The sequence below is a fragment of the Paenibacillus cremeus genome, from assembly GCF_007786445.1.
In the GTDB taxonomy this organism is placed as follows: domain Bacteria; phylum Bacillota; class Bacilli; order Paenibacillales; family NBRC-103111; genus Paenibacillus_G; species Paenibacillus_G cremeus.
The window spans coordinates 204,049-225,730 of sequence record NZ_VNJI01000002.1 but is presented as its reverse complement, the minus strand read 5'-3'; the positions used below and the strand labels follow the sequence as shown (position 1 = coordinate 225,730).

Genomic DNA, 21,682 nt, shown 5'->3' with positions numbered 1-21,682 from the left:
TGCCACCCCTAGCTTCATAAAATCCTCTCTCCAAAAACAGAACCGATCAGCTCTACCGCTGCTCTAGCCGTTTTGTTCTGGAGATCGAACATCGGATTGACTTCGACAACCTCGGCCGATACCAGCACGCCGCGTTCATACAGCATTTCCATCGCCAGATGACTCTCGCGGTAGGAGAGGCCGCCGTTTACCGGCGTACCTACACCTGGAGCTTCCGCTGGATCCATTACATCCAGATCGAGACTGAGGTGAACGCCGTCCGTACAGGCCGTGACGATTTGAAGCGCCTCTTCCATGACCTGCTTCATGCCATATCGATCAATGTCATGCATCGTAAATACGCGAATGCCCTTGTCCTTAAGGAATGGTCGTTCGCCCGGATCAATGGATCTGGCTCCGATGATGACGACATTTTCGGGCCGCAGCTTTTTATCGATGCCGCCGATTGAAATGAGATCCGGATGACCATATCCTAGAGCAACGGCCAGTGACATACCATGAATGTTACCGGAGTAGGTTGTTTCGGCGGTGTTCACATCCGTATGAGCATCGAACCAAATCACGCCAAGCCTGCTTACGTGCTGCAGCACCCCCTTGATCGTACCGATCGCTATGCTGTGATCGCCGCCGAGCACGAGCGGAAATTGCCCTTGGCCCATGGCATCAGCAACCAAATGGCAGAGCTGTTTATTCACGCTGCTAATTTCCTGGAGATACTTGAGCTTCTCTCCTGCCTGACAGGTGTCCGTCTTTTGGAGGCTCACGGGAATATCGCCTATATCTTGCGTTTGATAACCAAGAGCCTCAAGTCTTTGGTGTACGTGGGAGCTTCTGATCGCATCAGGGCCCATCTCCACTCCCATACGATCAGCACCATATTTCAGCGGGACGCCGATAATCGAAACGTTGGTTTTGACGGCATCCATCGGTTGCACCTCTTTTCTCTTATTAACGCCATTGTAGCATGCGGTTTTTTTATGGAAAAATTGGAATATTCAATCGTTATGATTGAAAAATGTAATGGTCTGGGCGCAAAAAGCTATAGAAAAGAAAAAGACCTGATTACTTTTCAGCAATCAAGTCTTTGGAATATTCAAGATCATCTTCTCGCTTAGATTTTATCCTTCCTGACGCTTCCGCTCCAGCTCCCTCACTAAAGCCAAGGTTGACCCCTCTGCGAATGCACTCCTCCTGCTTTTAGCCACTGCGATGCGCTGTGAAGAATAAATTCCCGTATGTCCGGAGAACAAATAGCTCACCGTCACCGCTATGAACATAAAGATGGCTCCTTCCGCCCCAAACAATTCGAGCCCCATGAGAAAGCATGCAATTGGCGTATTCGTAGCTCCGCTAAACACGGCAATCAGTCCTAACCCGGCCAGAAACGGGGCTTGGATATGTAACAATGAACCTAGCGCGTTGCCGAGCGTCGCTCCAATAACGAATAGGGGCGTGACTTCGCCGCCTTGGAAGCCCGCGCCGAGCGTGATCGAGGTGAAGATCGTTTTCCACAAAAAAGCTAGCGGAGCCGTCGTTTCCGTGAACGATTGCGATAATAGCGGCAGCCCTAAGCCCAAGTAATCTCGTGTGCCAAGGGTGTACACCAGAACGATCACGATACAGCCGCCGACCGCGCTCTTCAGCACTGGATGGCGAAACAAAGCGGAGAAGCCTTTTTTGAGCCCATGGGTAAGCTCACTGAACAGAATGCTTGTCCAGCCAAATAAAACGGAAGCCACCGCTACCTTCACCAGCACAAGCAGCCCGAGCGAGGGCACCGTCCCGATCGCGTAGTGGGCATGATGAACTTCCCATAACCGGGTCGTGACGAGATCCCCCACAAAGCTGGCGACCAAGCATGGAAGCAGCGCTTCATGACGGATCATTCCGATCGCGACGACCTCCAGCCCGAACACGGTCCCCGCCAGCGGCGTGCCGAACACCGAGCCGAACCCGCTGCTAATCCCGCACATGAGCAGCAGCTTTCGGTCCTCTGCGCTGACTCGCAGACGCTTCCCCAGCCACTCCGACAAGCTCCCGCCCATTTGCACCGCGGTTCCTTCTCGGCCGGCCGAGCCGCCGAACAGATGCGTCAGCACCGTCCCCAGCAACACCAATGGAGCCATGCGCAGCGGGATCGTTTCAGAGCCTTGTCCAATCTGCTCGAGAATCAAATTATTGCCTTTGGCGCTATTTTTGCCAACTTTCATATAAAGATAACTTACTAGTGCTCCTCCAGCCGGCAGGCCAAATAATAACCAAGGGTACGCCAGCCGAAGCTCCGTCACCCGCTCCAAACTGTTCAAAAAGAACGCAGAGGCGCTTCCCGTCAGAAGCCCGACGAGACTGCCAAGAATGATCCACTTGATCCAGAACCACGCCGTCTCTGCGAGCAGCAGTCTGCGACCGTACTGCTTTGTCTTGTCCATCCACCGATTCATGCCGTCCCTACTTTCTTTCCCTCGTGAAAAAATGCAGATCCTCCCTATAGTACCACCAATCGGGGAAAAATTGGAGATGCCGCAGCACCTCCCCGGCCTTTTGTTACAATTTCGACATTTCTTTTTTTACTACCGCCCGGCGCTCTCGAAGATAGCTCAGGATCAGCTTCGGCTCCTTGTCGAATACGCTGGTTGACCATCTGCGCGTAGGATCCTCATGAATCGTCGATGAGATATTGCGGTACATTTGTTTCACGATGGGGGCGATCCGGTTTGTTGTGAAGGTGCTGCTTAGGGCCGCTTGGAGCATTTTTTTATACTTACTCCGTACCGATGAGTAGGCTAAGAGTCTTCGGGTCAATAAATTGTCTCCGGTGATGGGAATGGGCGAGCTTCCGGCAAGCCGGCCATAAGCATCTCTGCCCCAGGTCCCTTCGTAATCCCATGGGATGATGCGGTAGTAGCGATACTTTTTATGATAATAGAGATCGTAATTTTGGTTGAAGCCATCATAGTTTCCCGTCAGAACCGCGCCGACCAGCCACCGTAAATAATTATCAATATCCAGCTTGGAGGTTAAATAACTGTACAGCTCTTGGCGGTTCATCTCATTGAGGTTGGTTATCAATTGGATTAACCTTTCCTTATCCCGTCTGCTTCCGATCATCAGCCGGTAGCCGTCAAATAAAGACGATTTTTTTCGGTTCGTTTCCGGGCTGATGAGTCGAAAGTTTGCGTCGTCGTTCGTTGCATAAACGAGTGATTCCACTGGAATTTTCCGCTTATCAAAAAAAACTTGATCCACCGCTTCAAGCTTTAAATACACCCCTGCGCTTTTTCCGTTAATAAACAGTAATACGTGCTCCGTCCGAGGACAAGGCACCCCCAGCAGCTCAAAAAAACGAAAGGACAGCGCATTGCGAATCATCGAGGGATCGTCATACTCAGCATTAAAATGATAGGTGTAGCCGTCTTTGACAATCTCATACGATTTCTTCTTGTATTCCCTGGTATGGCCGCCCCGGTAGCGAAGCTTAATTTGCTCCATATTGCCTTTGTGTACATAAAAGCCGTCTGCAAACGTCCCGTTCCATATGTTCTCTCTTAGCACACGCTGTTCTTGATCAGGAATGACAATGCGCCAGATCGGAAGTGCCATCGTACTTTTCACCTTCCTTGAAGAAGATAAAAAAGCCTATCGGGTTGGATAGGCTTCGATGGAATACAATATGCAGAGAGCAGGAGAGTTGGACACGGCTTCCGCCCTTGACGAGCAATTATTCGCCGCCGGTTGTGCCGCGGGAGCCGCGGGAACCGCGAGTACCTCTCGTACCGTGAGAGCCACGGGTGCCATGAGTGCCTTTCGTTCCGTGAGAGCCACGGGTGCCATGAGTGCCTTTCGAGCCATGGGAGCCGCGGGAGCCGCGTGTTCCTCCTGTGCCTTTGGAACCATGTGTCCCTTTCGTGCCGCGAGAACCTTGGGAACCGCGAGTACCTTTCGAGCCATGGGAGCCCTTCGAACCGCCAGTGCCTTTCGAGCCATGAGAGCCCTTCGAGCCATGGGAGCCTTTGGAACCGCCAGTGCCCTTCGAGCCGCGAGTGCCTTTCGAGCCGCGGGTGCCTTTCGAGCCGCGGGTGCCCTTGGAGCCGCCTTTCGAGCCACGGGAGCCTTTCGAGCCGCCCTTAGAGCCGCCTTTCGAACCCCCCTTGGATCCACCAGAGCGAGCTTTGCTGATTTCGCCTTCTTTTTCGGATTCTGTTATGAAGATTTCATTTTCCAAGTGATAACAACCTCCTTCTCAATGAGTAATATAATATATGAGTCTGCTATTCAATCTGATAGGGATAAAAGAGGAGCTGGTAAAAAATAGAGAATAACCTATAATGCTATAAACACAAAAAAAACACCGGGAGACTTCTCCCGATGTTTAGGAACCTGCCTATTCCTATTTACTTGTTGAACAGCGAGCGGTAATGCCCATAGCCTTCCCTCTCGAGGTCTTCCACGGGAATAAACCGAAGCGCCGCGGAATTGATGCAATACCGCAAGCCTGTAGGCGCAGGCCCGTCATGAAACACATGCCCGAGGTGCGAGTCCGCTTCCTTACTGCGAACCTCGGTGCGAACCATGAAATGGCTCAGATCTGTTTTTTCCTTGATTTGGCTTGCCATCAGCGGCTTTGTAAAGCTCGGCCACCCGCAGCCGGAGTCGAATTTATCGAGCGAGCTGAACAACGGCTCCCCCGACACCACATCCACGTACAAGCCTTCACGATGGTTATCCCAATATTCGCCGGTAAACGCCCGCTCCGTGCCGTTGTTCTGAGTCACTTCAAATTGAATCGGCGTCAAGCGGCTGCGCAATTCATCCAGATCCTTCTCCTGCTTCCAGTGGGCTTCCAAGAATGCCTCTCGGCCAGAGCCCTTCCTATACATCTTATACCGCATCGGCTGCTTTTTGTAATATCCCTGATGGTAGTCTTCCGCAGGATAAAAGACAGACGCCGGCTCGATCGGAACGACAATCGGTCGATCGAATCGACCGCTCTCCGCAAGCTGCTGCTTGGAAGCTTCTGCTTGCTCCCGCTGCGCCACCGAATGATAGAAAATGGCCGTCCGATACGAGGAGCCGCGATCATGAAACTGCCCTCCTGCGTCGGTAGGGTCAATTTGCCGCCAAAAGAGGTCCAGCAGCTTTTCGTACGGAAATACGGCAGGATCAAACACAATTTGTACCGCCTCGGTATGACCGGTGGTATGCGTGCAAACCTCTTCATACGTGGGATTAACCGTGTGTCCTCCCGTATACCCCGAAGTGACCTTCACAATGCCAGGCATCTCCTCGAAAGGCGATACCATGCACCAAAAACAGCCTCCCGCAAACGTAGCCAATTCCAAACCGTTCTCGAGCTGTTCAGCTGCCAAATGACCTCTCCTCCTTTGGGATGCCGTCGGCGATCCCTGCTTCGTTCTATTTTATTCCAAATCGATCACATAGAGTCGTGACGTTTCTTCCCAAATCGCTCCCGGTTCAAGCGCAAACAATCCGACTTCGTCCGCAGGCAACTGAAGGTTAGGCGCATTCACCAGATTGATCTGCGGCTCCGGACAGAAAAATTGGCCGGATGCATTGCTGTTCCAAATCATCCACTGCTTATAGGTGGTACCGACATCGTATACCAGCTTCACTTTACTCCGCGTATCGGTGAGTTCCATCCGGTTGCGCCCGTTTTGTGGAACAGCCGTGTAATGATTGTCCATCGCTGCAAAATAGGGTGATACGCCTCCGCGCTTCATTAGCTCTTCCTCCGCAGTCAGCGGCTGATACGAGCCTGTCGGCAGCATGCGGTCGCTCATCTCCCAGCGTTCCCCGATGGTCATCGTGAAACGTTGATCCGCCGCTGTGCTGCCCGGTGCGAACGGGGCATTGATCGCCGTATGGAACGCGAGCAAGCAGGGCATCGATTCCTGTCCTTCATTGCGAACCGTAATTTGCTGATGAAGCCCGTCGCTACTGAGCGTATACCGCAGCCGGATTGTGAAGGTAAACGGCAAGTAAGCATGCACCGAATGGCCCTCTTTTACTTGCAAAACCAACGTTACCTGCGCTTCCCCCCCTTGTGCACCAAAGCTTTCCACAGTCCAAGGAATATTATGTACAAACCCGTGAAGATGGTTGCCCGTTCTCGCTTCATTCACCGGCAGCTGGTACACCTTCCCGTTCCAAGGGAACTTGCCGTCCTCGTAGCGGTTGGGTGGAAACAACACTGGAATGCCGTGAATGATCGGATTCGCCTTGAAGGCTTCCATCTCATCCGCCGCCGGTTCATGCAGAAACTGATACTGCTTCACGGTATCGCGAAATGCAATCAAATTCGCACCGATGCCCGGCAGCAACGCCGCTTGATAAGGCCCTGCGTTCAGCCACACCGCTTGTTCCCCTTGATACAACTCTTCATAGGCCGAAGCCGTTACGTTCGTCACCAAAATCTCCTCCTCCAAGTCGTTCATCATCCTTATCTACTCTACCAAAAATAGGCTGCATTGAACAGTCCGACAAGTTCGCCCACTCCACCTCTAACGCGCCGCAAACAAGAAAAAAACCGGGAGAACGAGTCTCCCGGCCTGACCTAATGATAAACCGACATTATCTTACTCTGGCACTACCAGAAAGTTGTTGTTCTGCAATTTGAACTAAGCGACGAGTGATGTTCCCTCCGATGGCTCCTGCATCACGGGTAGCCATAAAGCCCATGTACCCATCTTGCGGAATTTGAATGCCCAATTCTTGTGCGACTTCATACTTCATTTGCGACAGTGCCGCTGTTGCTTGTGGTACCACCAGAGTGTTGCTGGAACGAGATTGACCTGCCATAAGTATGACCTCCTAAGTTGGGTGTGAAAGCACTTTTTCTAGTGCCGTAGGTGTATTATGTTCCCGGCATGAGGTTATTATGCGATCTATGAAAAAAATTTTTCAAACGCTCTGAAGCCTTCGTATACCTGTAAAGGACACGAAAAAACGGCCCCTACAAAAGAGTTGAGAGGCCGCTGCATACTCATTGTGCCATTCTAGATTTCAACGCTCTGCAATGTCAGCTGCCACGCCATCCTGCTCGTTGGATCCAAAGTGTCGGTCGTAGAATCGGACAATGTAGCATCCGGGCGCAGCAAGCTTCCATCCAAATCGGTCAACACCACCAACCGACTCATCGTTACGCCTCCTCTTCTTCTTCTCCTTCTTCTACATCTTCCCATTCGATTTGTAGGTTGCGGTCCGCCCAATTGCGAACGACGATTTCCATCGCGCTTTCCTTCTCTTCCTCCGTCAGCTCCTCCAGCTTATAGTCATCCACTTCGATCGAAGCGGCCTTGACCAGCTCCCCACCGATCGATATCTTGATGTTCAACAGCATGCGCACACTCGCTCCTTAGCGGAAAAACCAATGTCCCGCGCCCCGCTTCCCGCGTTTTCACGGAAAGGTAGGCTTAGGAGCATTGGTTTTTCTAGTTCATAACTAATTATCCTATAGCCGCTTCAGCACTCTGCAGGTTCTCGTACAGCGCGGCGTATTGCTGCGCCGATTTGCGCCAGCTGAAGTCTTTTTTCTTAATGTTCGCCATCAAGCGGCTCCATACCTCCGGCTCACGGTACAGCTGTACCGCACGCTCCACGGTATAAAGCATATCATGCGCATTATAATTTGCAAAGCTAAAGCCGGTGCCTTCGCCGGTTTCTTCGTTATACGGTTGCACCGTATCCTTCAGTCCTCCGGTCTCACGCACAATCGGCACGCTGCGGTAGCGCATCGCGATGAGCTGTCCGATCCCGCACGGCTCAAACAGCGACGGCATCAGGAACAGGTCCGAGCCGGCATAAATTTGCCGCGCCAGCGGCTCATCGAAGCGGATTTGCGCCGACAGCTTGTCCGGGAACGTATTCGCCGCCCATTGAAATAGCTGCTCAAACTGTTGATCGCCGGTGCCAAGCACCACCCACTGCGCATCGAGCGCCATCAGCTCGCTGATAACCCGATCGATCAGGGAAAGCCCCTTCTGATCCACCAGACGAGTGACCAGTGCAATAAGCGGGACATCCTTGTTCACCGGAAGGCCGAGACGCTCCTGCAGCTTCATTTTGCTTTGCTGCTTTTTGACGAGCGAATCGCGGAAGTGAATTTCCAGCCGCGGATCCGACATCGGATCGAACTCTTCGTAATCGATGCCGTTAATAATGCCGGTCAAGCGATGGGCTTGACTGCGCAGCAGCCCGTCCAAATTTTCACCGAAGTACGGCGTTTGAATCTCCTCTGCGTACGTCGGGCTGACCGTCGTAATGTAGTCGGAGTAGAGCAGGCCGCCCTTCAGGAAGCTCGCTCCTCCGTGCATCTCCAGTGCGTACCCGCCGAAATGCTCGTCCCCTAATGCGAAGTAATCTTTGAACGCGTCCTTCGAGAAGGTTCCCTGATATCTCAAATTATGAATGGTGACTACAGTCTTAATGTGAGCATATTCCGGCTGATAAGAAAAGTGCGCCCTATACAGCACCGGTATCATGCTGGCCTGCCAATCGTGGCAGTGAATCACATCCGGCATGAAATCGAGATGCTGAATCGCATCAAGCACAGCCCGGCAGTAGAAAGCGTAACGTTCCGCATCATCGCCATAGCCGTAACATCCCGTACGATTGAAATAATATTCGTTATCGATGAAATAGTACGTGATGCCCTCATGCACCAGCTGGCGAATCCCGCAAAACAAATTTCTCCAGCCCATTTGCAGCTGAAATGCGACCACCTGCTCCATCTGCTCCACGAAATGCTCGGGAATGTCATGATACTTCGGCAAAATGACTCGCACGTCAACACCGAGCTTCGCGAGCTCCTTTGGAAGCGAGCCGATCACATCGGCCAGCCCTCCCGTTTTAACAAAAGGTACGGCTTCTGACGCGGCAAATAACACTTTCATGGCTTCCTACCACTCCTTTATTTGTTTAGGTCCGAGCGAGCTCGTGCTAGTTGATTCCCCACCCAGCTCGGCCCGCCCGAACGCGTTAGGCTCGCCATTAGATCACCTTGGTTTTGGATGCAATGAACGGCGCTTGCTTATCTCCAGTAAGAACTCGACCTCTGCTAATAAATACGTCTTTATCTAAAATGGCATTTTCAATAATGACATTTTCTTCGATCTCGCAGTTTTGGAGGATAATACTGTTCTTCACGTAAGCGCCTTTGCGGATTTTGACACCGCGGAACAGGATGCTGTTCTCCACTTTGCCTTCAATGACGCAGCCATTGGCAATAAGCGAATTGCGCGCATGGGCATTTTCCGCGTAGCGGGCCGGCGGTTCATCCTTGACCTTGGTATAGATCAGGTTCTTCTGGAAGAACAGCTCGCGCCAGATTTTCGGGTTCAGCAGCTGCATGCTGTGCTTGTAATAGCTTTGGATCGTATTAACAATGCCCGTATAGCCTTCGTGCAAATAGCCATACACATCCAGCTTGTCGATGTTCTTCATAATGCCGTCGCGTACGAGATGGTCGTAGCCTTGAGCCAGGCACGTTTCAACCATGTCAAGCAGCAGCTCCTTGCTCATGATATACATCTCGAGCGATACGTTGTCCGTCCGCAGACGTCCCGAATGATCCTCGATCACCGTGACCTTGCCGTCTTCTTTCACCGCCATGCGGCGGAATTTGGCGAAATCGTCATCGTCCGACTTCTTGTAGACGACCGTCACATCGGCACGGCGTTCGATATGGTAATCGAGTACCTCGTTGAAATCGATGTTGCAAATCATGTGGCTGCGGGAGACGACCACATACTCTTCGCGGCCGCGGTAAAAATAATCCCGGTGGCTGTAAAATTGGAACAAATCGCCTCGTGCCATTCCTGTCGTTTCGTGCAGCACTGCAGGCAGGAGGAACATCCCGCCGCGTTTGCGGTCCAAGTCCCATTCCTTGCCGGAGCCCAGGTGGTCCATCAGCGAACGGTACTTATGCTGTGTGAACACCGCCACATTCTCAATGCCGGAGTTAACCATGTTCGACAAAGTAAAATCGATCAGCCGATAGCGCGAGCCGAAAGGCACGGACGCCACGCAGCGGTTGTAAGTCAGCTCTTCCAGATCATCCGGCTCGTTCACCAAATTAATTACGCCCATCATACGTTTCATGAGAACTCACCCTTTCGCCGCGCTACTTGTAGTCAAGCTGATGTGCTCATTGCCGCCAATCAAAATGATGTCTTGAGGGCCGTCCTCTTCAGGTGCGCCGATCACGCAGCCATCGTCTACCACCGTTCCCTCGCCGATGATGGACTTATAAATCTTGACGTTCTTTCCGATCGAAACGTTGGGCATAATGACAGAGTCTTTGATCAAGCTGCCTTCGCCTACTTCTACACCATAGAACAGAACCGAGTGGTCGATCTCGCCGAAGACGCAGCACCCTTCATTCACCAAGGAGCGGCGCACTTGAGCGGTGGACGACACATACTGTCCCGGCTGGCACGGGTTAACCGAATAGATGCGCCATTCGCGATCGTTCAGGTTAAACTCGGGCTCAACCTCAAGCAGGTCCATATTCGCTTCCCACAGCGATTGAATCGTACCGACATCCTTCCAGTAGCCTTCGAACGGATAAGCGAACATGCCCCGACCGTCGCGCAGCATACGCGGGATCAGATCCTTACCGAAATCTTTGCTGGAATTCGGATCTTCTTCATCGATGATCAGATTCTCTTTGAGCGCCTTCCAGTTGAAGATGTAAATGCCCATGGAAGCCAGATTGCTCTTCGGCTCCTTCGGCTTCTCCGCAAACTCCGTAATCCGGTCTTCGTCATCCGTGCTCATGATCCCGAAGCGGCTGGCCTCTTCCCATTTCACTTCAATGACCGCGATCGTGGCGTCGGCATTCTTACGCTTGTGGAAGTCCAACATTTTATCGTAGTCCATCTTGTAGATGTGGTCGCCGGAGATGATCAGTACATATTCCGGGTCATACTGCTCGATGAACGAAATATTCCGGTAAATTGCATTTGCCGTGCCTTTATACCAATCGCCGCCGCTCTGCTCCATGAAGGGAGGCAGTACGGTAACACCGCCGTTCTTGCGGTCAAGATCCCAAGGGGTTCCGATACCGATATACGTATTCAGGACGAGAGGCTGATACTGCGTCAGCACACCTACGGTGTCGATGCCGGAGTTCGTGCAATTACTAAGCGTAAAATCGATGATCCGGTACTTTCCACCAAAATGAACTGCGGGCTTCGCCAATTTGTTCGTTAACAGCCCTAATCGTCTTCCTTCGCCACCAGCCAGCAGCATGGCTACACATTCTTTTTTACGCATCGGCTTTGCCCCTTTCTTTACCTCTCTTTGCGATTGGCTTGCTAATGGAGATTGGTTTGAAAATGACCGTAGACAGCGGCGGTACAGCAATATGCAGGCTGAACGGCTGATAGTGCCAGGACACCTTCTCCGTCTTCAGCTTCCCGGGATTGAGCTTTCCGGAGCCTCCATACACTCCCGCGTCGCTGTTGAAGCGTTCTACGTACTCTCCGGCAAACGGAACTCCGATTCGGTACTTCGGATGGTACACCGGAGTAAAATTGTTCACGATAATTAAGAAATCGTCCGGATTATTCGATTTCCGCATGAACGTCGTAATGCTCTGCTTCTGATCGTGCGGATCGATCCAGGTGAAGCCTTCGGGCTGATGATCGAGCTCCCACAAAGCCGGCTCCTGCAAATACAGATGGTTGAGGTCCCGGGAATACTGCTTCAAGCTGCGGTGACTATCGTAGCCGAGCATTTCCCAGTCGAGATCCTCCAGATCCTTCCACTCGTCATATTGACCGAATTCGCCGCCCATGAACAGCAGCTTTTTACCCGGATGCCCCATCATGTAGCCCAGAAGCACCCGCAGTCCCGCAAACTTTTGCCAGTAATCGCCCGGCATTTTGTTCAACAGCGATTTCTTGCCGTGCACCACCTCGTCATGGGAGAGCGGCAGCACGTAGTTCTCGGAATACGTGTACATGAAGCTGAAGGTGAGCAGATTGTGGCTGCCCCGCCGAAAATACGGATCGATCGCCATATATTTCAGCATGTCGTTCATCCAGCCCATGTTCCACTTGTAATTGAAGCCTAGACCTCCTGAATGAACCGGTGCCGTAACCAGCGGCCATGCCGAAGAGTCCTCGGCCATCATGAGCGCATCCGGATAATAACCAAACACCGTGTGATTGAGCTTTTTGAGAAATTCGATCGCTTCGAGGTTCTCGTCCCCGCCATTCGCGTTCTTGATCCACTGTTCTTTCGGTTTGCCGAAGTTCAAGTAGAGCAAGCTGGCCACCGCATCGACCCGTAGTCCGTCAATATGGTAGACATCCATCCAAAACAGCGCATTGGAGATTAAGAAGCTGACGACCTCAGGCTTGGTAAAATCAAACGTCAACGTCCCCCATTCTGGTTTCTCGGCCATCACCGGGTCGTCATACTCGTACAAAGGCTTTCCGTCGAATTCGCGTAATCCGTGCTCGTCTTTGACGAAATGCCCCGGCACCCAGTCCATGATGACGCCAATGCCTTCTTGGTGACAGCGGTCGACGAAATACATGAAATCCTTCGGTGCGCCAAACCGGCTCGTGACGGAGTAGTATCCTGTCGCTTGATATCCCCAAGACCGGTCGTACGGATGCTCGGCCAGCGGCAGCAGCTCGATGTGGGTGTACCCCATGTCCTTCACGTACGCGACAAGCTCATCAGCGAGCTCACGGTAGGTGTAGTAGCTTCCGTCCGGCTTCTTCTTCCACGTTCCCATGTGAACCTCATAGATGTTCATCGGGGAATGATAAATCGAGCGCTGCTGCTTTTGCTCCTGCCATGCCTGATCCGCCCATTCGTAGCCTTCTAGCGAATAGACCCGCGAAGCGGTGCCCGGCTTCAGCTCCGACCAGTACGCATACGGATCCGCCTTGTAGACCAGAGTACCGGTCTGCGTGACGATCTCGTACTTGTAAAACTCGCCTTCGCCGACCTCCGGCACAAATACAGACCAGACCCCCCAAGTGCTGATTCTCTGCATGGGATGCTCCGTGCCGTCCCAGCAGTTAAAATCTCCGACGACCCGAACTTCTCGGGCATGTGGAGCCCACACCGTAAAGCGTACACCGGATATCCCGTCGACTTCAGCAACATGCGCACCGAGCATGCGATAGCTCTGGAACAAATTGCCTTCATGGAACAAATACAAGTCCTCCGGAACGGGGATTAAGCTCATCACAGTTCATTCATCCCCTTTTTGTATAATTTTTAGGTGCATATTACAGAAATACTACGCGGATCGCAAAATTCCTCTCGATAGCTTCTGTCGAGACTTGTATACTTTTCGACAATTATCCTAATATATGGTAGTCCTTTTTGAATAAAAAGCAGGATTTTGTCGTTATTCGTAGAATAAGAAAGAAGTACACAATTATTTCACATTTAACCATGAGGAAGGAAAGAAGTAATCCATGATGAACGACAAAGTGAAGGGCTTGGTGCTTGGCTTATCGCTGGGGGTCATGCTTACCGGCTCTATCGCCTATGCGAGCGGAACACAGATTGAAGTATATTTTAAAAATCTGAAATATATGTTTGACGGAATTGAGAAAAAACCAACCGAAGACCAAGGCTCCGGCTTTATTTATAACGGCACAACCTACGTTCCTCTCCGCTTTGTGAGCGAAGCGCTGGGCAAGGAAGTTGGTTTTGATGCTGATACTGACACGATCTGGGTAGGCAAAAATCCGACAACGATCGTAAGCACCTACAAAGGCGGTCAAGTCACGCAAGCCGACCTGGACAAATACATGGCGGTCACTCGTGTTTTGAACCCGCAGAATGCGCAGTATGAGACGCAGAAGGCTTATAAAGAGTACTTGGTGAAACAGCTGATCGGATACCGGGTTCTGAGCGGACGGATGACCGACGAGATGAAGGCGGCGCTTCCGGATGCGGTGAATGCACAGTTCGAGGAGCTTAAGCAGATGCTGCTGAACAGCCAGCAAGGGACGGATTTCGCAACCATTCTGTCCAAAAACGGAATCACGGAGCAGGATCTGCGCGCTTTCATCGAACAGCACATTGCGACAGGTAAAGTGCTGAACGCGTTAACTTCTGACGCAGCACTGCAGGCTGCCTATGATGAGAAAGCGAAGACCGGCCAATTCATTACGGCGTCCGTACGTCATATCTTAATTGGGTTTACGGACGCGAGCGGAAAAGCCCGCTCCAAGGAAGACGCGCTGAAGCTCGCCAACGAAGTTAAGGCGAAGCTGGATAACGGCGGCAATTTCGCCGATTTGGCGAAGCAGTATTCAGATGATCCGGGCTCCAAGGATAATGGCGGTCTTTATGCCGATGCGGCAGTGAGCGATTGGGTGGAACCGTTCAAGAAGGCGGCCATCGAGCTGGAGCTGAACAAGATCAGCGATCCGGTCGAAACGACTTATGGCTACCATGTTATGCGCGTCGAAGCCCGCAGCACGCGAACCTTGAATGAGGTGAAGGATCAGCTGCTACAAGATTTTACGAACCAAGATTATAATAAATTTATGACGCAAGAGCTTCCGACGTTGATTGAGAAGCTTGAGGTGCCGGGTAAATAAGCATTAGATTTATTAAATAAAGTCCCCTCACGGGACTTTATTTTTTTCTCTACGCTATTGCGGGCGGAAAATATGGAATCGGATAGCCATATCGTGTAAAATGTTTAGGGACGTTTGGCAATACTGGTAAGCAACACTATGAATAAAGGATGGCGGAAACGAATGTTTGCAGCACAAGATTGGAAAGATTACGAGCTTATCGATACGGGCGGCGGCGAAAAGCTGGAGCGCTGGGGGGATATCGTACTTCGGCGGCCGGATCCACAGATCATCTGGCCTTTGGTGAAGGAGACCGGTGCCTGGAAAGAGGCCGATGCTCATTATCATCGCAGCTCCAGCGGCGGAGGCAGCTGGTCGAACACCAAGCAAATTCCAGAGCGCTGGACGATCTCGTATAATGGGCTTTCATTTCATATTAAACCGACCAGCTTCAAGCATACCGGACTGTTTCCGGAGCAAGCGGTCAACTGGAGCTGGATGATCGAGAAAATTCGCGGAGCGGGACGCCCGATTAAGGTGCTGAACCTGTTTGCCTATACAGGAGGAGCTTCCGTTGCGTGCGCTTCGGCTGGTGCTGAGGTATGCCATGTCGACGCCTCTAAAGGCGTTGTCACTTGGGCAAAGGAAAACCTGCAGCTATCCGGCCTGGGCGACCGTCCAGTTCGGTTTATTACCGACGACGTATTCAAGTTCGTCCAACGTGAGCAGCGCCGCGGCAGCAAGTATGATGCGATTATTATGGATCCGCCTTCTTACGGACGCGGACCGAATGGAGAAACCTGGAAGCTTGAAACCGACCTGTATCCCTTCGTGGAATCGTGCATGAGCATCTTAACGGACAAGCCGCTCTTTTTCTTGATCAACTCCTACACCACAGGCATTTCGGCCACCGTTCTGAAAAATATTTTATCGCTTTCGCTAGCCCGCAAGTTTGGCGGTACGCTTACCTGCGGCGAAATCGGACTGCCGATCACGGCATCCAAGCTGACGCTGCCTTGCGGCATCTTGGGCCGTTGGGAGGCCTAGAGGAATGGGCAGCGCAGCTTCTACCATTCCAGTGCTATACGAAGACAACCACGTGATTGTCGTCGTGAAGCCCCCCAATATTCCGACGCAGGAGGATGATTCGAAGGATCCCGATCTGCTGAGCCTGATCAAGGCGGACTTGAAGGTGCGGCATCAGAAGCCGGGCAATGTGTATCTGGGTCTGGTTCACCGGCTGGACCGTCCGGTCGGGGGTGTTATGGTATTCGCCAAAACCTCCAAAGCCGCCTCTCGCTTGTCCGACGCGGTTCGAACCCGGGCAATCCGGAAAATCTATACCGCTGTCGTCAATGGGAAGCCGAGGGATCCGCAAGGCCAGCTGCGGCATCATTTGATCAAGGATGCGAAAACGAACATGGTTTCAGTCGTTCCTGCCGGCAAAGCAGGTGCCAAAGAAGCGATTCTTGATTACCGCGTGCTCGGCTCGCTAGATGGGCTGTCGCTTGTTCAAGTTGAGCTTCATACGGGCCGGCCCCATCAAATCCGGGTGCAGTTCATGACCATCGGCTGCCCGCTCGTTGGTGACCAGCGATACGGCAGCATGCACACGAAGCCCGGACAGCAGATTGCGCTCTGGTCCACCGAGCTCGGCTTTGAGCATCCGGTGACGAAAGAAGAACTTCGCTTTACTTCTTCCCCGCCACGGAGCTTTCCATGGATTTTGTGGGAAGCCGCTTTTCAATAAGCCGCATATCGCACAAAGACCTCCCGTCTGCTCTCTTCAACGAGCTTCCGGGAGGTCTTTTGTTAAGCGTTCGCCACTTTTCCGAGCAAATAAACGAGCAGCTGCTGATTGTGTGATGAAATTCGGCTGAGATACGCCTGGAGAAATCGTTCACGGATCTGAACGCCACGCTCACATTCCTGCAGCCCTTTCTCCGTCACCACCACCCAAACGATTCGGCGGTCCTTCGCATCCCGTTCTCTGGCGATCAATCCGTTCTTCTCCATACGATCGAGCAGCGTTGTGATCGCTGCCGGGGTAGTATCCAAGTGATCAATAAAGTCGGACGGCTTCATCTTGTCCTTGCCGGAGCCAAGCAAAAGCTCAATCACCGTCAGCTGTCCTTCTGTTAACGTAGGTGCCAATTCCGTCTCCATGTGCGTACGCAGATCCTTAGACAGCTTCCACCACAGCTTGGCAAATTCTTGGGTAATCAATTGTGTATCACTCCCGCGAATAATCCAATTTTTTCCCTATTATAACACCCCTTCACCGTCTTTTAAAGGTTAACATCCTAAATATTTTAGGACATGAACCGATAAAATGAGGTACCATTTGACCCGCTTCAACATATATTGCATACAAGATCGTCGCCTACGGGCGCAGCTTGTCAAACGATGGAGACAAGGTGGGAAAATTCATGGAAGCTTGGAAGGAAAAAATTGGCGAGGCTGCACTTCAAGAGGGAATAATTAACGACCCAAGCTGGCTCGAGAAGCTTGACGAACCGATGCCAGTGTGGGTCGTTTTGCAATTGATGCTGAAGCTAAAAGAACAGCTGGAGACCAACTATATCAGCTACGATTAAACAAATTTGATCAACTCAGTGATCGAATCGGTCTTGCCGAGCGGGAGAATCTGCTTCCCGGACGTTTTGCGATCTTCGATCGGAGCTTGCTCGGTAGAGAATACAGCGCGTTCACCGGTGCTCAGAATGGCGGTCAGCTCAAACGGTTCTTTCACTACGAAGGCGCTTTTCAGACCCGTTCCGTTCGGTCGTACCCGCTTGCCCTCTTTAATCTCAAAGGTGAAAATCCCTTTGCCGCCACGGCCTTGGGTCGGATAATCGACCATCAGCGACCGCTTGGCGTAAGCGGTGTCTGAGACGACCAGAACCTCGCCTTCGTCGCCGTCCACCCACTCCGATGCTACTACCTCGTCATCCTCTTTCAACTGGATGCCTCGCACGCCGCCTGCTGCACGGCCCATCGGATTGACTTCGTCTTCCTTGAAACGAATCGCCATCCCCTGTTTCGTCACCAAGAGCAGCTCCTTGCCTCCAGTACTCAAAAGGACATTCTGAACCGCGTCCTGATCGGATACTTTACAAGCGACGATCCCGATGGAACGGTTGGTGGCATATTCCTTAAGCTCGGTCCGCTTGACCTGGCCGCGTCGGGTAACGAAGACCAGCGATTTGCCTGGATCTTCGAAATCCTTGACCGGAATCACATGGACAATTCGGTCGTCCTTCGGAATCGGGATTACATTGACGATTGCTGTCCCGTTATCCTTCCATTTGTACTCCGGTATTTGGTGGACAGGCAGCAGGAAGTATTGGCCCTTTTGCGTAAAGATCAACAGGTTCTCCAGCGTATTTACATCCAGTAAATAGCGGAGATAGTCCCTTTCCTTCATGCCGGTCTTATCGATTTCGCCGCCGGAGCGGATGAAGGACAGCTTGCCTGTCCGCTTAATGTATCCTTCGTTTGACAGCGTCACGAATACATCCTCGGCGGTGACCATAACCTCCAGGTTCACCTTCAACTCCTCAATCTCATCTTGGATCGAGGAACGGCGGTCGATACCGTATTTATCGCGAATTTGCGCGATCTCATCCTTGATAACGGCCAGCAGCTTCTTCTCGCTGCCCAGAATGCCTTGCAGGTAAGCAATCGTCTTCTGAACCTCTTTCAGCTCTTTCTCGAGTGAATGAATTTCAAGGTTCGTCAAACGATACAGCTGCAACGTTAAGATAGCGTCCGCTTGGCGCTCGGTAAATCCGAACTTCGCAACCAAGTTATTCTGTGCGTCTTGACGGTTCTTGGAGGCTTTGATCGCAGCGATGACCTCGTCCAGAATGTTCAGCGCCTTAACTAAGCCTTCGAGCACGTGAGCGCGATCTTCCGCCTTCTCCAGCTCAAACCGCGAGCGGTGCGTGACGACTTCCTTCTGATGCGCGATATACGCTTCCAGCATCTCGACCAAGCCGAGCTGCTTCGGCGTTTTGTTGACAATCGCCACCATGTTGAAGTTGTACGCCACCTGCAAATCCGTCTTTTTCAGCAAATACGCCAAAATTCCCTGCGCATCCGCATCCTTCTTCAGCTCGACAACAATCCGCAAGCCTTCGCGGCCGCTTTCGTCGCGAACCTCGGAGATACCCTCGATTTTTTTCTCCAGCCGAATATTTTCCATCGCCGTGACCAGACGAGACTTGACCACTTGATATGGAATTTCAGTAATGACGATCGTCTGGCGTCCGCCGCGCTGATCTTCAATCGAAGTGCGTGAGCGATGATAAATCCGACCACGGCCGGTGCGATACGCTTCACGGATACCTTCAGAGCCCATAATGATGCCCCCGGTAGGAAAATCCGGTCCGCGCACGATACTCATCAATTCCTCCAGCGTCGACTCCGGCTTATCGATCAGCGCGATGCAAGCGTTGATGACTTCACGCAGGTTATGCGTCGGAATTTCGGTGGCAAAGCCGGACGAAATTCCGCTTACCCCATTGACAAGCAGGTTCGGGAAACGAGCCGGCAGTACAACCGGTTCCTTGGTCGTGTTGTCGAAATTATCTTTGAACTGTACCGTGCGTTTCTCGATATCACGCAGCAGCTCCATCGCAATTTCCGACAAGCGTGCCTCCGTATATCGCATCGCTGCAGCCGGATCATCGTCAAGCGAGCCCCAGTTGCCGTGGCCATCGACCAGCACATGGCCCATTTTCCATGGCTGCGCCATCCGCACCATGCCCTCGTAAATAGAGGAGTCGCCATGCGGATGATAGTTACCCATGACATCCCCTACGGTTTTGGCCGATTTGCGGTACGGCTTGTCCGGCGTGTTGCCGGCATCGTACATCGCGTACAAAATCCGACGCTGTACAGGCTTCAGCCCGTCCCGAACATCGGGAATGGCACGATCCTGAATAATATATTTGGAATACCGGCCGAATCGGTCTCCAACTACCTCTTCCAGAAAGGCCGGTAAAAATTGTTCTAGTGTACTCAAGCGTAAGGCCCCCCGTTATTCCTCAAATTCCGTGAAGTCCACGTTCTCGATAATCCAGCGCTTGCGAGGATCGACTTTGTCGCCCATCAGCGTTGAAACGCGGCGCTCCGCCTTGGCTGCGTCCTCAATCTGAACCTGCAGCAGCGTTCGCGTGGCGGGATCCATCGTCGTCTCCCACAGCTGGTCCGGGTTCATCTCACCAAGTCCCTTGTAGCGCTGCAGCTCAATGCTCTTGCCCAGTTCTTTGGTGAGCACGGTGAGCTGCTCATCTGTCCAAGCGTAACGAATGGTGCTGTTTTTGCCCGCTTTCTTCGTCACTTTATACAGCGGAGGCTGCGCGATATAGACCTTGCCGGCATCGATCAAAGGCTTCATGTAGCGATAGAAGAACGTGAGCAGCAGCACCTGGATATGCGCACCGTCGGTGTCGGCATCGGTCATAATAATAATTTTGGCATAATTGCTTTCCGATACGTCAAACTCCGGTCCGACACCTGCTCCGATGGCAGCAATAATCGCTTTGTACTCTTCGTTCTTCATGATATCGAGCAGCTTGGCCTTCTCCGGATTCATCGGCTTGCCCTTGAGCGGCAAAATCGCCTGGTGGCGAGAATCGCGTCCCTGCTTGGCAGAGCCGCCGGCCGAGTCCCCTTCCACGATAAACAGCTCGTTGCGCGTGTAATCCTTCGACTGCGCAGGCGTCAGCTTACCGCCAAGGTTCGAGCTTTCGCTCTTGCCTTTCTTCCCGCTTCGCACTTCTTCACGTGCTTTACGGGCCGCTTCGCGCGCTTTGGCGGATTGAATCGCCTTCTTCATGATCATCTGCGCCACTTGCGGATTTTCCTCAAGAAACACCGACATTTTATCCGAAACGACGGCATCTACGACACTTCTTGCCGAGGCGCTGCCGAGCTGATCCTTCGTCTGGCCGACGAATTCAACCTCGCCCATCTTGATGTTGATGACCGCCATCATGCCCTCGCGCAAATCTTGGCCGTCGAGGTTTTTCTCCTTCTCCTTGAGCATGCCGTTCTTGCGGGCATAGTCATTCATAACGCGCGTGTATGCGGTTTTGAACCCGGTTTCATGCGTACCGCCGCCGCGGGTCGGGATCGAGTTGACGAACGAGACGAGCGTTTCCGTGTAGCCGTCGTTATACTGCAGCGCTACCTCAACCTCAATGTCGTCCTTCTCGGCGGTAAAATGAATCACATCGTGCAGAACAGCCTTCTCCTCGTTCAAGAACTGAACGAACTGGCTGGCGCCGCCCACGTATTGAAACTCTTCCTGCTTGTCCGCGCGCAGATCGGTAATCGTTACTTTCAACCCGGAGTTCAAAAACGCGATTTCCTGTAAGCGCTCATATAGCGTATCGTAGTTGATCGTCGTTCCGCCTTGGAACACGCGCTTGTCCGGCTTGAACGTCACTTTTGTTCCTGTTTTGCGGGTGTTTCCGAGCACTTCCAGACCGGTGACCGGCTCCCCGACATGCTCCTTGCCCTGCTCGCCCACCCAATATTCAAAGCGTTGACGATGGATTTTACCTTCACGGTAAATCTCCACCTCAAGCCACTCGGACAACGCGTTCGTTACCGAGGCGCCTACGCCGTGAAGACCGCCGGACTTTTTATATCCTCCGCCGCCGAACTTGCCGCCCGCATGAAGAATAGTAAATACCACCTGAGGGGTTGGAATACCCATCTTATGCATGCCGGTCGGAATGCCGCGGCCGTTGTCGAATACCGTCACCGATTGATCCTTATGGATCGTTACGTCGATCTGGGTACAGTGCTTGGCCAGGTGCTCGTCCACGGCGTTGTCGACGATTTCCCATACCAAGTGATGAAGCCCGGATGCGCTGGTGCTGCCTATGTACATCCCCGGACGTTTACGTACCGCTACAAGACCTTCCAGCACCTGTATATCGTCAGCGCCGTACTCCTGCGTCGGTTCGGTAAGCTCCGCAGCTGCTTCTGTTGCTGTATCTGCTTTCGTTTTTCCAAACAAATCGAGTTGTTCTGCCAAATTCGCAGCCTCCCTAACACGTAAGTCATCCATTCAGCTAACATGCATTATA

Annotated in this window: 20 protein-coding genes; 4 read left to right on the top strand and 16 right to left on the bottom strand. The window is 52.3% G+C overall.

The window, feature by feature from the left end; all coding sequences use genetic code 11:
• Positions 1 to 14: 14 nt before the first annotated feature.
• The 13 genes from rocF to glgB all read right to left on the bottom strand — a co-directional run bounded on the left by rocF (position 15) and on the right by glgB (position 13,225).
• A complete protein-coding gene (gene rocF, locus FPZ49_RS02995; RefSeq protein WP_144843010.1) occupies positions 15 to 926 on the bottom strand; it encodes an arginase in 912 nt (303 codons plus the stop codon).
• 192 nt (positions 927 to 1,118) lie between these two features.
• Positions 1,119 to 2,429 carry a voltage-gated chloride channel family protein gene (locus FPZ49_RS02990; protein ID WP_144843076.1) on the bottom strand — a complete coding sequence of 437 codons (1,311 nt, stop codon included), beginning with the start codon at positions 2,427 to 2,429 and terminating at the stop codon, positions 1,119 to 1,121.
• Positions 2,430 to 2,544: 115 nt separating this feature from the next.
• A complete protein-coding gene (locus FPZ49_RS02985; protein WP_144843008.1) occupies positions 2,545 to 3,600 on the bottom strand; it encodes a CotH kinase family protein in 1,056 nt (351 codons plus the stop codon).
• Positions 3,601 to 3,718: 118 nt separating this feature from the next.
• Positions 3,719 to 4,222, bottom strand: coding sequence for a hypothetical protein (locus FPZ49_RS02980; RefSeq protein ID WP_144843006.1), 504 nt, complete (start codon positions 4,220 to 4,222; stop codon positions 3,719 to 3,721).
• Positions 4,223 to 4,391: 169 nt separating this feature from the next.
• Entirely contained in the window at positions 4,392 to 5,366 is a 975-nt protein-coding gene (msrB, locus tag FPZ49_RS02975; RefSeq protein WP_261381221.1) for a peptide-methionine (R)-S-oxide reductase MsrB, read from the bottom strand.
• Between the two features lie 51 nt (positions 5,367 to 5,417).
• Positions 5,418 to 6,425, bottom strand: coding sequence for an aldose 1-epimerase (locus FPZ49_RS02970; protein WP_261381220.1), 1,008 nt, complete (start codon positions 6,423 to 6,425; stop codon positions 5,418 to 5,420).
• A 163-nt stretch (positions 6,426 to 6,588) separates the two neighbouring features.
• Positions 6,589 to 6,816 (bottom strand): alpha/beta-type small acid-soluble spore protein, encoded by a 228-nt coding sequence (locus FPZ49_RS02965; protein WP_144843004.1) that lies wholly within the window; start codon positions 6,814 to 6,816, stop codon positions 6,589 to 6,591.
• A gap of 197 nt (positions 6,817 to 7,013) precedes the next feature.
• Complete coding sequence (locus tag FPZ49_RS35310; RefSeq protein WP_186445562.1) at positions 7,014 to 7,154, bottom strand: hypothetical protein; 141 nt, start codon at positions 7,152 to 7,154, stop codon at positions 7,014 to 7,016.
• 2 nt (positions 7,155 to 7,156) lie between these two features.
• A complete protein-coding gene (locus tag FPZ49_RS02960) occupies positions 7,157 to 7,357 on the bottom strand; it encodes a hypothetical protein (RefSeq protein ID WP_144843002.1) in 201 nt (66 codons plus the stop codon).
• Positions 7,358 to 7,463: 106 nt separating this feature from the next.
• Positions 7,464 to 8,909 (bottom strand): glycogen synthase GlgA, encoded by a 1,446-nt coding sequence (glgA, locus tag FPZ49_RS02955; RefSeq protein ID WP_144843000.1) that lies wholly within the window; start codon positions 8,907 to 8,909, stop codon positions 7,464 to 7,466.
• A 97-nt stretch (positions 8,910 to 9,006) separates the two neighbouring features.
• Positions 9,007 to 10,116 carry a glucose-1-phosphate adenylyltransferase subunit GlgD gene (gene glgD / locus FPZ49_RS02950; RefSeq protein WP_391563800.1) on the bottom strand — a complete coding sequence of 370 codons (1,110 nt, stop codon included), beginning with the start codon at positions 10,114 to 10,116 and terminating at the stop codon, positions 9,007 to 9,009.
• 6 nt (positions 10,117 to 10,122) lie between these two features.
• Positions 10,123 to 11,292, bottom strand: coding sequence for a glucose-1-phosphate adenylyltransferase (locus tag FPZ49_RS02945; protein ID WP_144842998.1), 1,170 nt, complete (start codon positions 11,290 to 11,292; stop codon positions 10,123 to 10,125).
• Entirely contained in the window at positions 11,285 to 13,225 is a 1,941-nt protein-coding gene (gene glgB, locus FPZ49_RS02940; protein WP_186445569.1) for a 1,4-alpha-glucan branching protein GlgB, read from the bottom strand. The genes FPZ49_RS02945 and glgB overlap by 8 nt, the downstream gene beginning before the upstream one ends.
• 235 nt (positions 13,226 to 13,460) lie before the next feature.
• On the opposite strand from glgB, the gene FPZ49_RS02935 reads away from it, so the two are divergent.
• The 3 genes from FPZ49_RS02935 to FPZ49_RS02925 all read left to right on the top strand — a co-directional run bounded on the left by FPZ49_RS02935 (position 13,461) and on the right by FPZ49_RS02925 (position 16,326).
• Positions 13,461 to 14,597 carry a peptidylprolyl isomerase gene (locus FPZ49_RS02935; RefSeq protein ID WP_261381219.1) on the top strand — a complete coding sequence of 379 codons (1,137 nt, stop codon included), beginning with the start codon at positions 13,461 to 13,463 and terminating at the stop codon, positions 14,595 to 14,597.
• A 162-nt stretch (positions 14,598 to 14,759) separates the two neighbouring features.
• Positions 14,760 to 15,623: a class I SAM-dependent methyltransferase gene (locus tag FPZ49_RS02930; protein ID WP_144842994.1), complete on the top strand. Its 864-nt coding sequence runs from the start codon at positions 14,760 to 14,762 to the stop codon at positions 15,621 to 15,623.
• Between the two features lie 4 nt (positions 15,624 to 15,627).
• Entirely contained in the window at positions 15,628 to 16,326 is a 699-nt protein-coding gene (locus FPZ49_RS02925; RefSeq protein WP_144842992.1) for an RluA family pseudouridine synthase, read from the top strand.
• A gap of 62 nt (positions 16,327 to 16,388) precedes the next feature.
• Here the strand turns inward: FPZ49_RS02925 and FPZ49_RS02920 are convergent, their stop codons facing one another.
• On the bottom strand, positions 16,389 to 16,802 hold the full coding sequence (locus tag FPZ49_RS02920; protein WP_144842990.1) for a MarR family winged helix-turn-helix transcriptional regulator: 414 nt from the start codon (positions 16,800 to 16,802) through the stop codon (positions 16,389 to 16,391).
• A 203-nt stretch (positions 16,803 to 17,005) separates the two neighbouring features.
• Between FPZ49_RS02920 and FPZ49_RS35305 the strand changes: the two genes are divergently transcribed.
• Positions 17,006 to 17,173: a hypothetical protein gene (locus FPZ49_RS35305; protein WP_186445561.1), complete on the top strand. Its 168-nt coding sequence runs from the start codon at positions 17,006 to 17,008 to the stop codon at positions 17,171 to 17,173.
• Here FPZ49_RS35305 and gyrA read toward each other — a convergent pair.
• Positions 17,170 to 19,605, bottom strand: a complete 2,436-nt coding sequence (gene gyrA, locus FPZ49_RS02915; RefSeq protein WP_144842988.1) for a DNA gyrase subunit A — start codon at positions 19,603 to 19,605, stop codon at positions 17,170 to 17,172. The two genes, FPZ49_RS35305 and gyrA, sit on opposite strands and share 4 nt — an antisense overlap.
• Before the next feature lie 15 nt (positions 19,606 to 19,620).
• Positions 19,621 to 21,630 carry a DNA topoisomerase IV subunit B gene (parE, locus tag FPZ49_RS02910; RefSeq protein ID WP_391563799.1) on the bottom strand — a complete coding sequence of 670 codons (2,010 nt, stop codon included), beginning with the start codon at positions 21,628 to 21,630 and terminating at the stop codon, positions 19,621 to 19,623.
• Positions 21,631 to 21,682 lie beyond the last annotated feature (52 nt).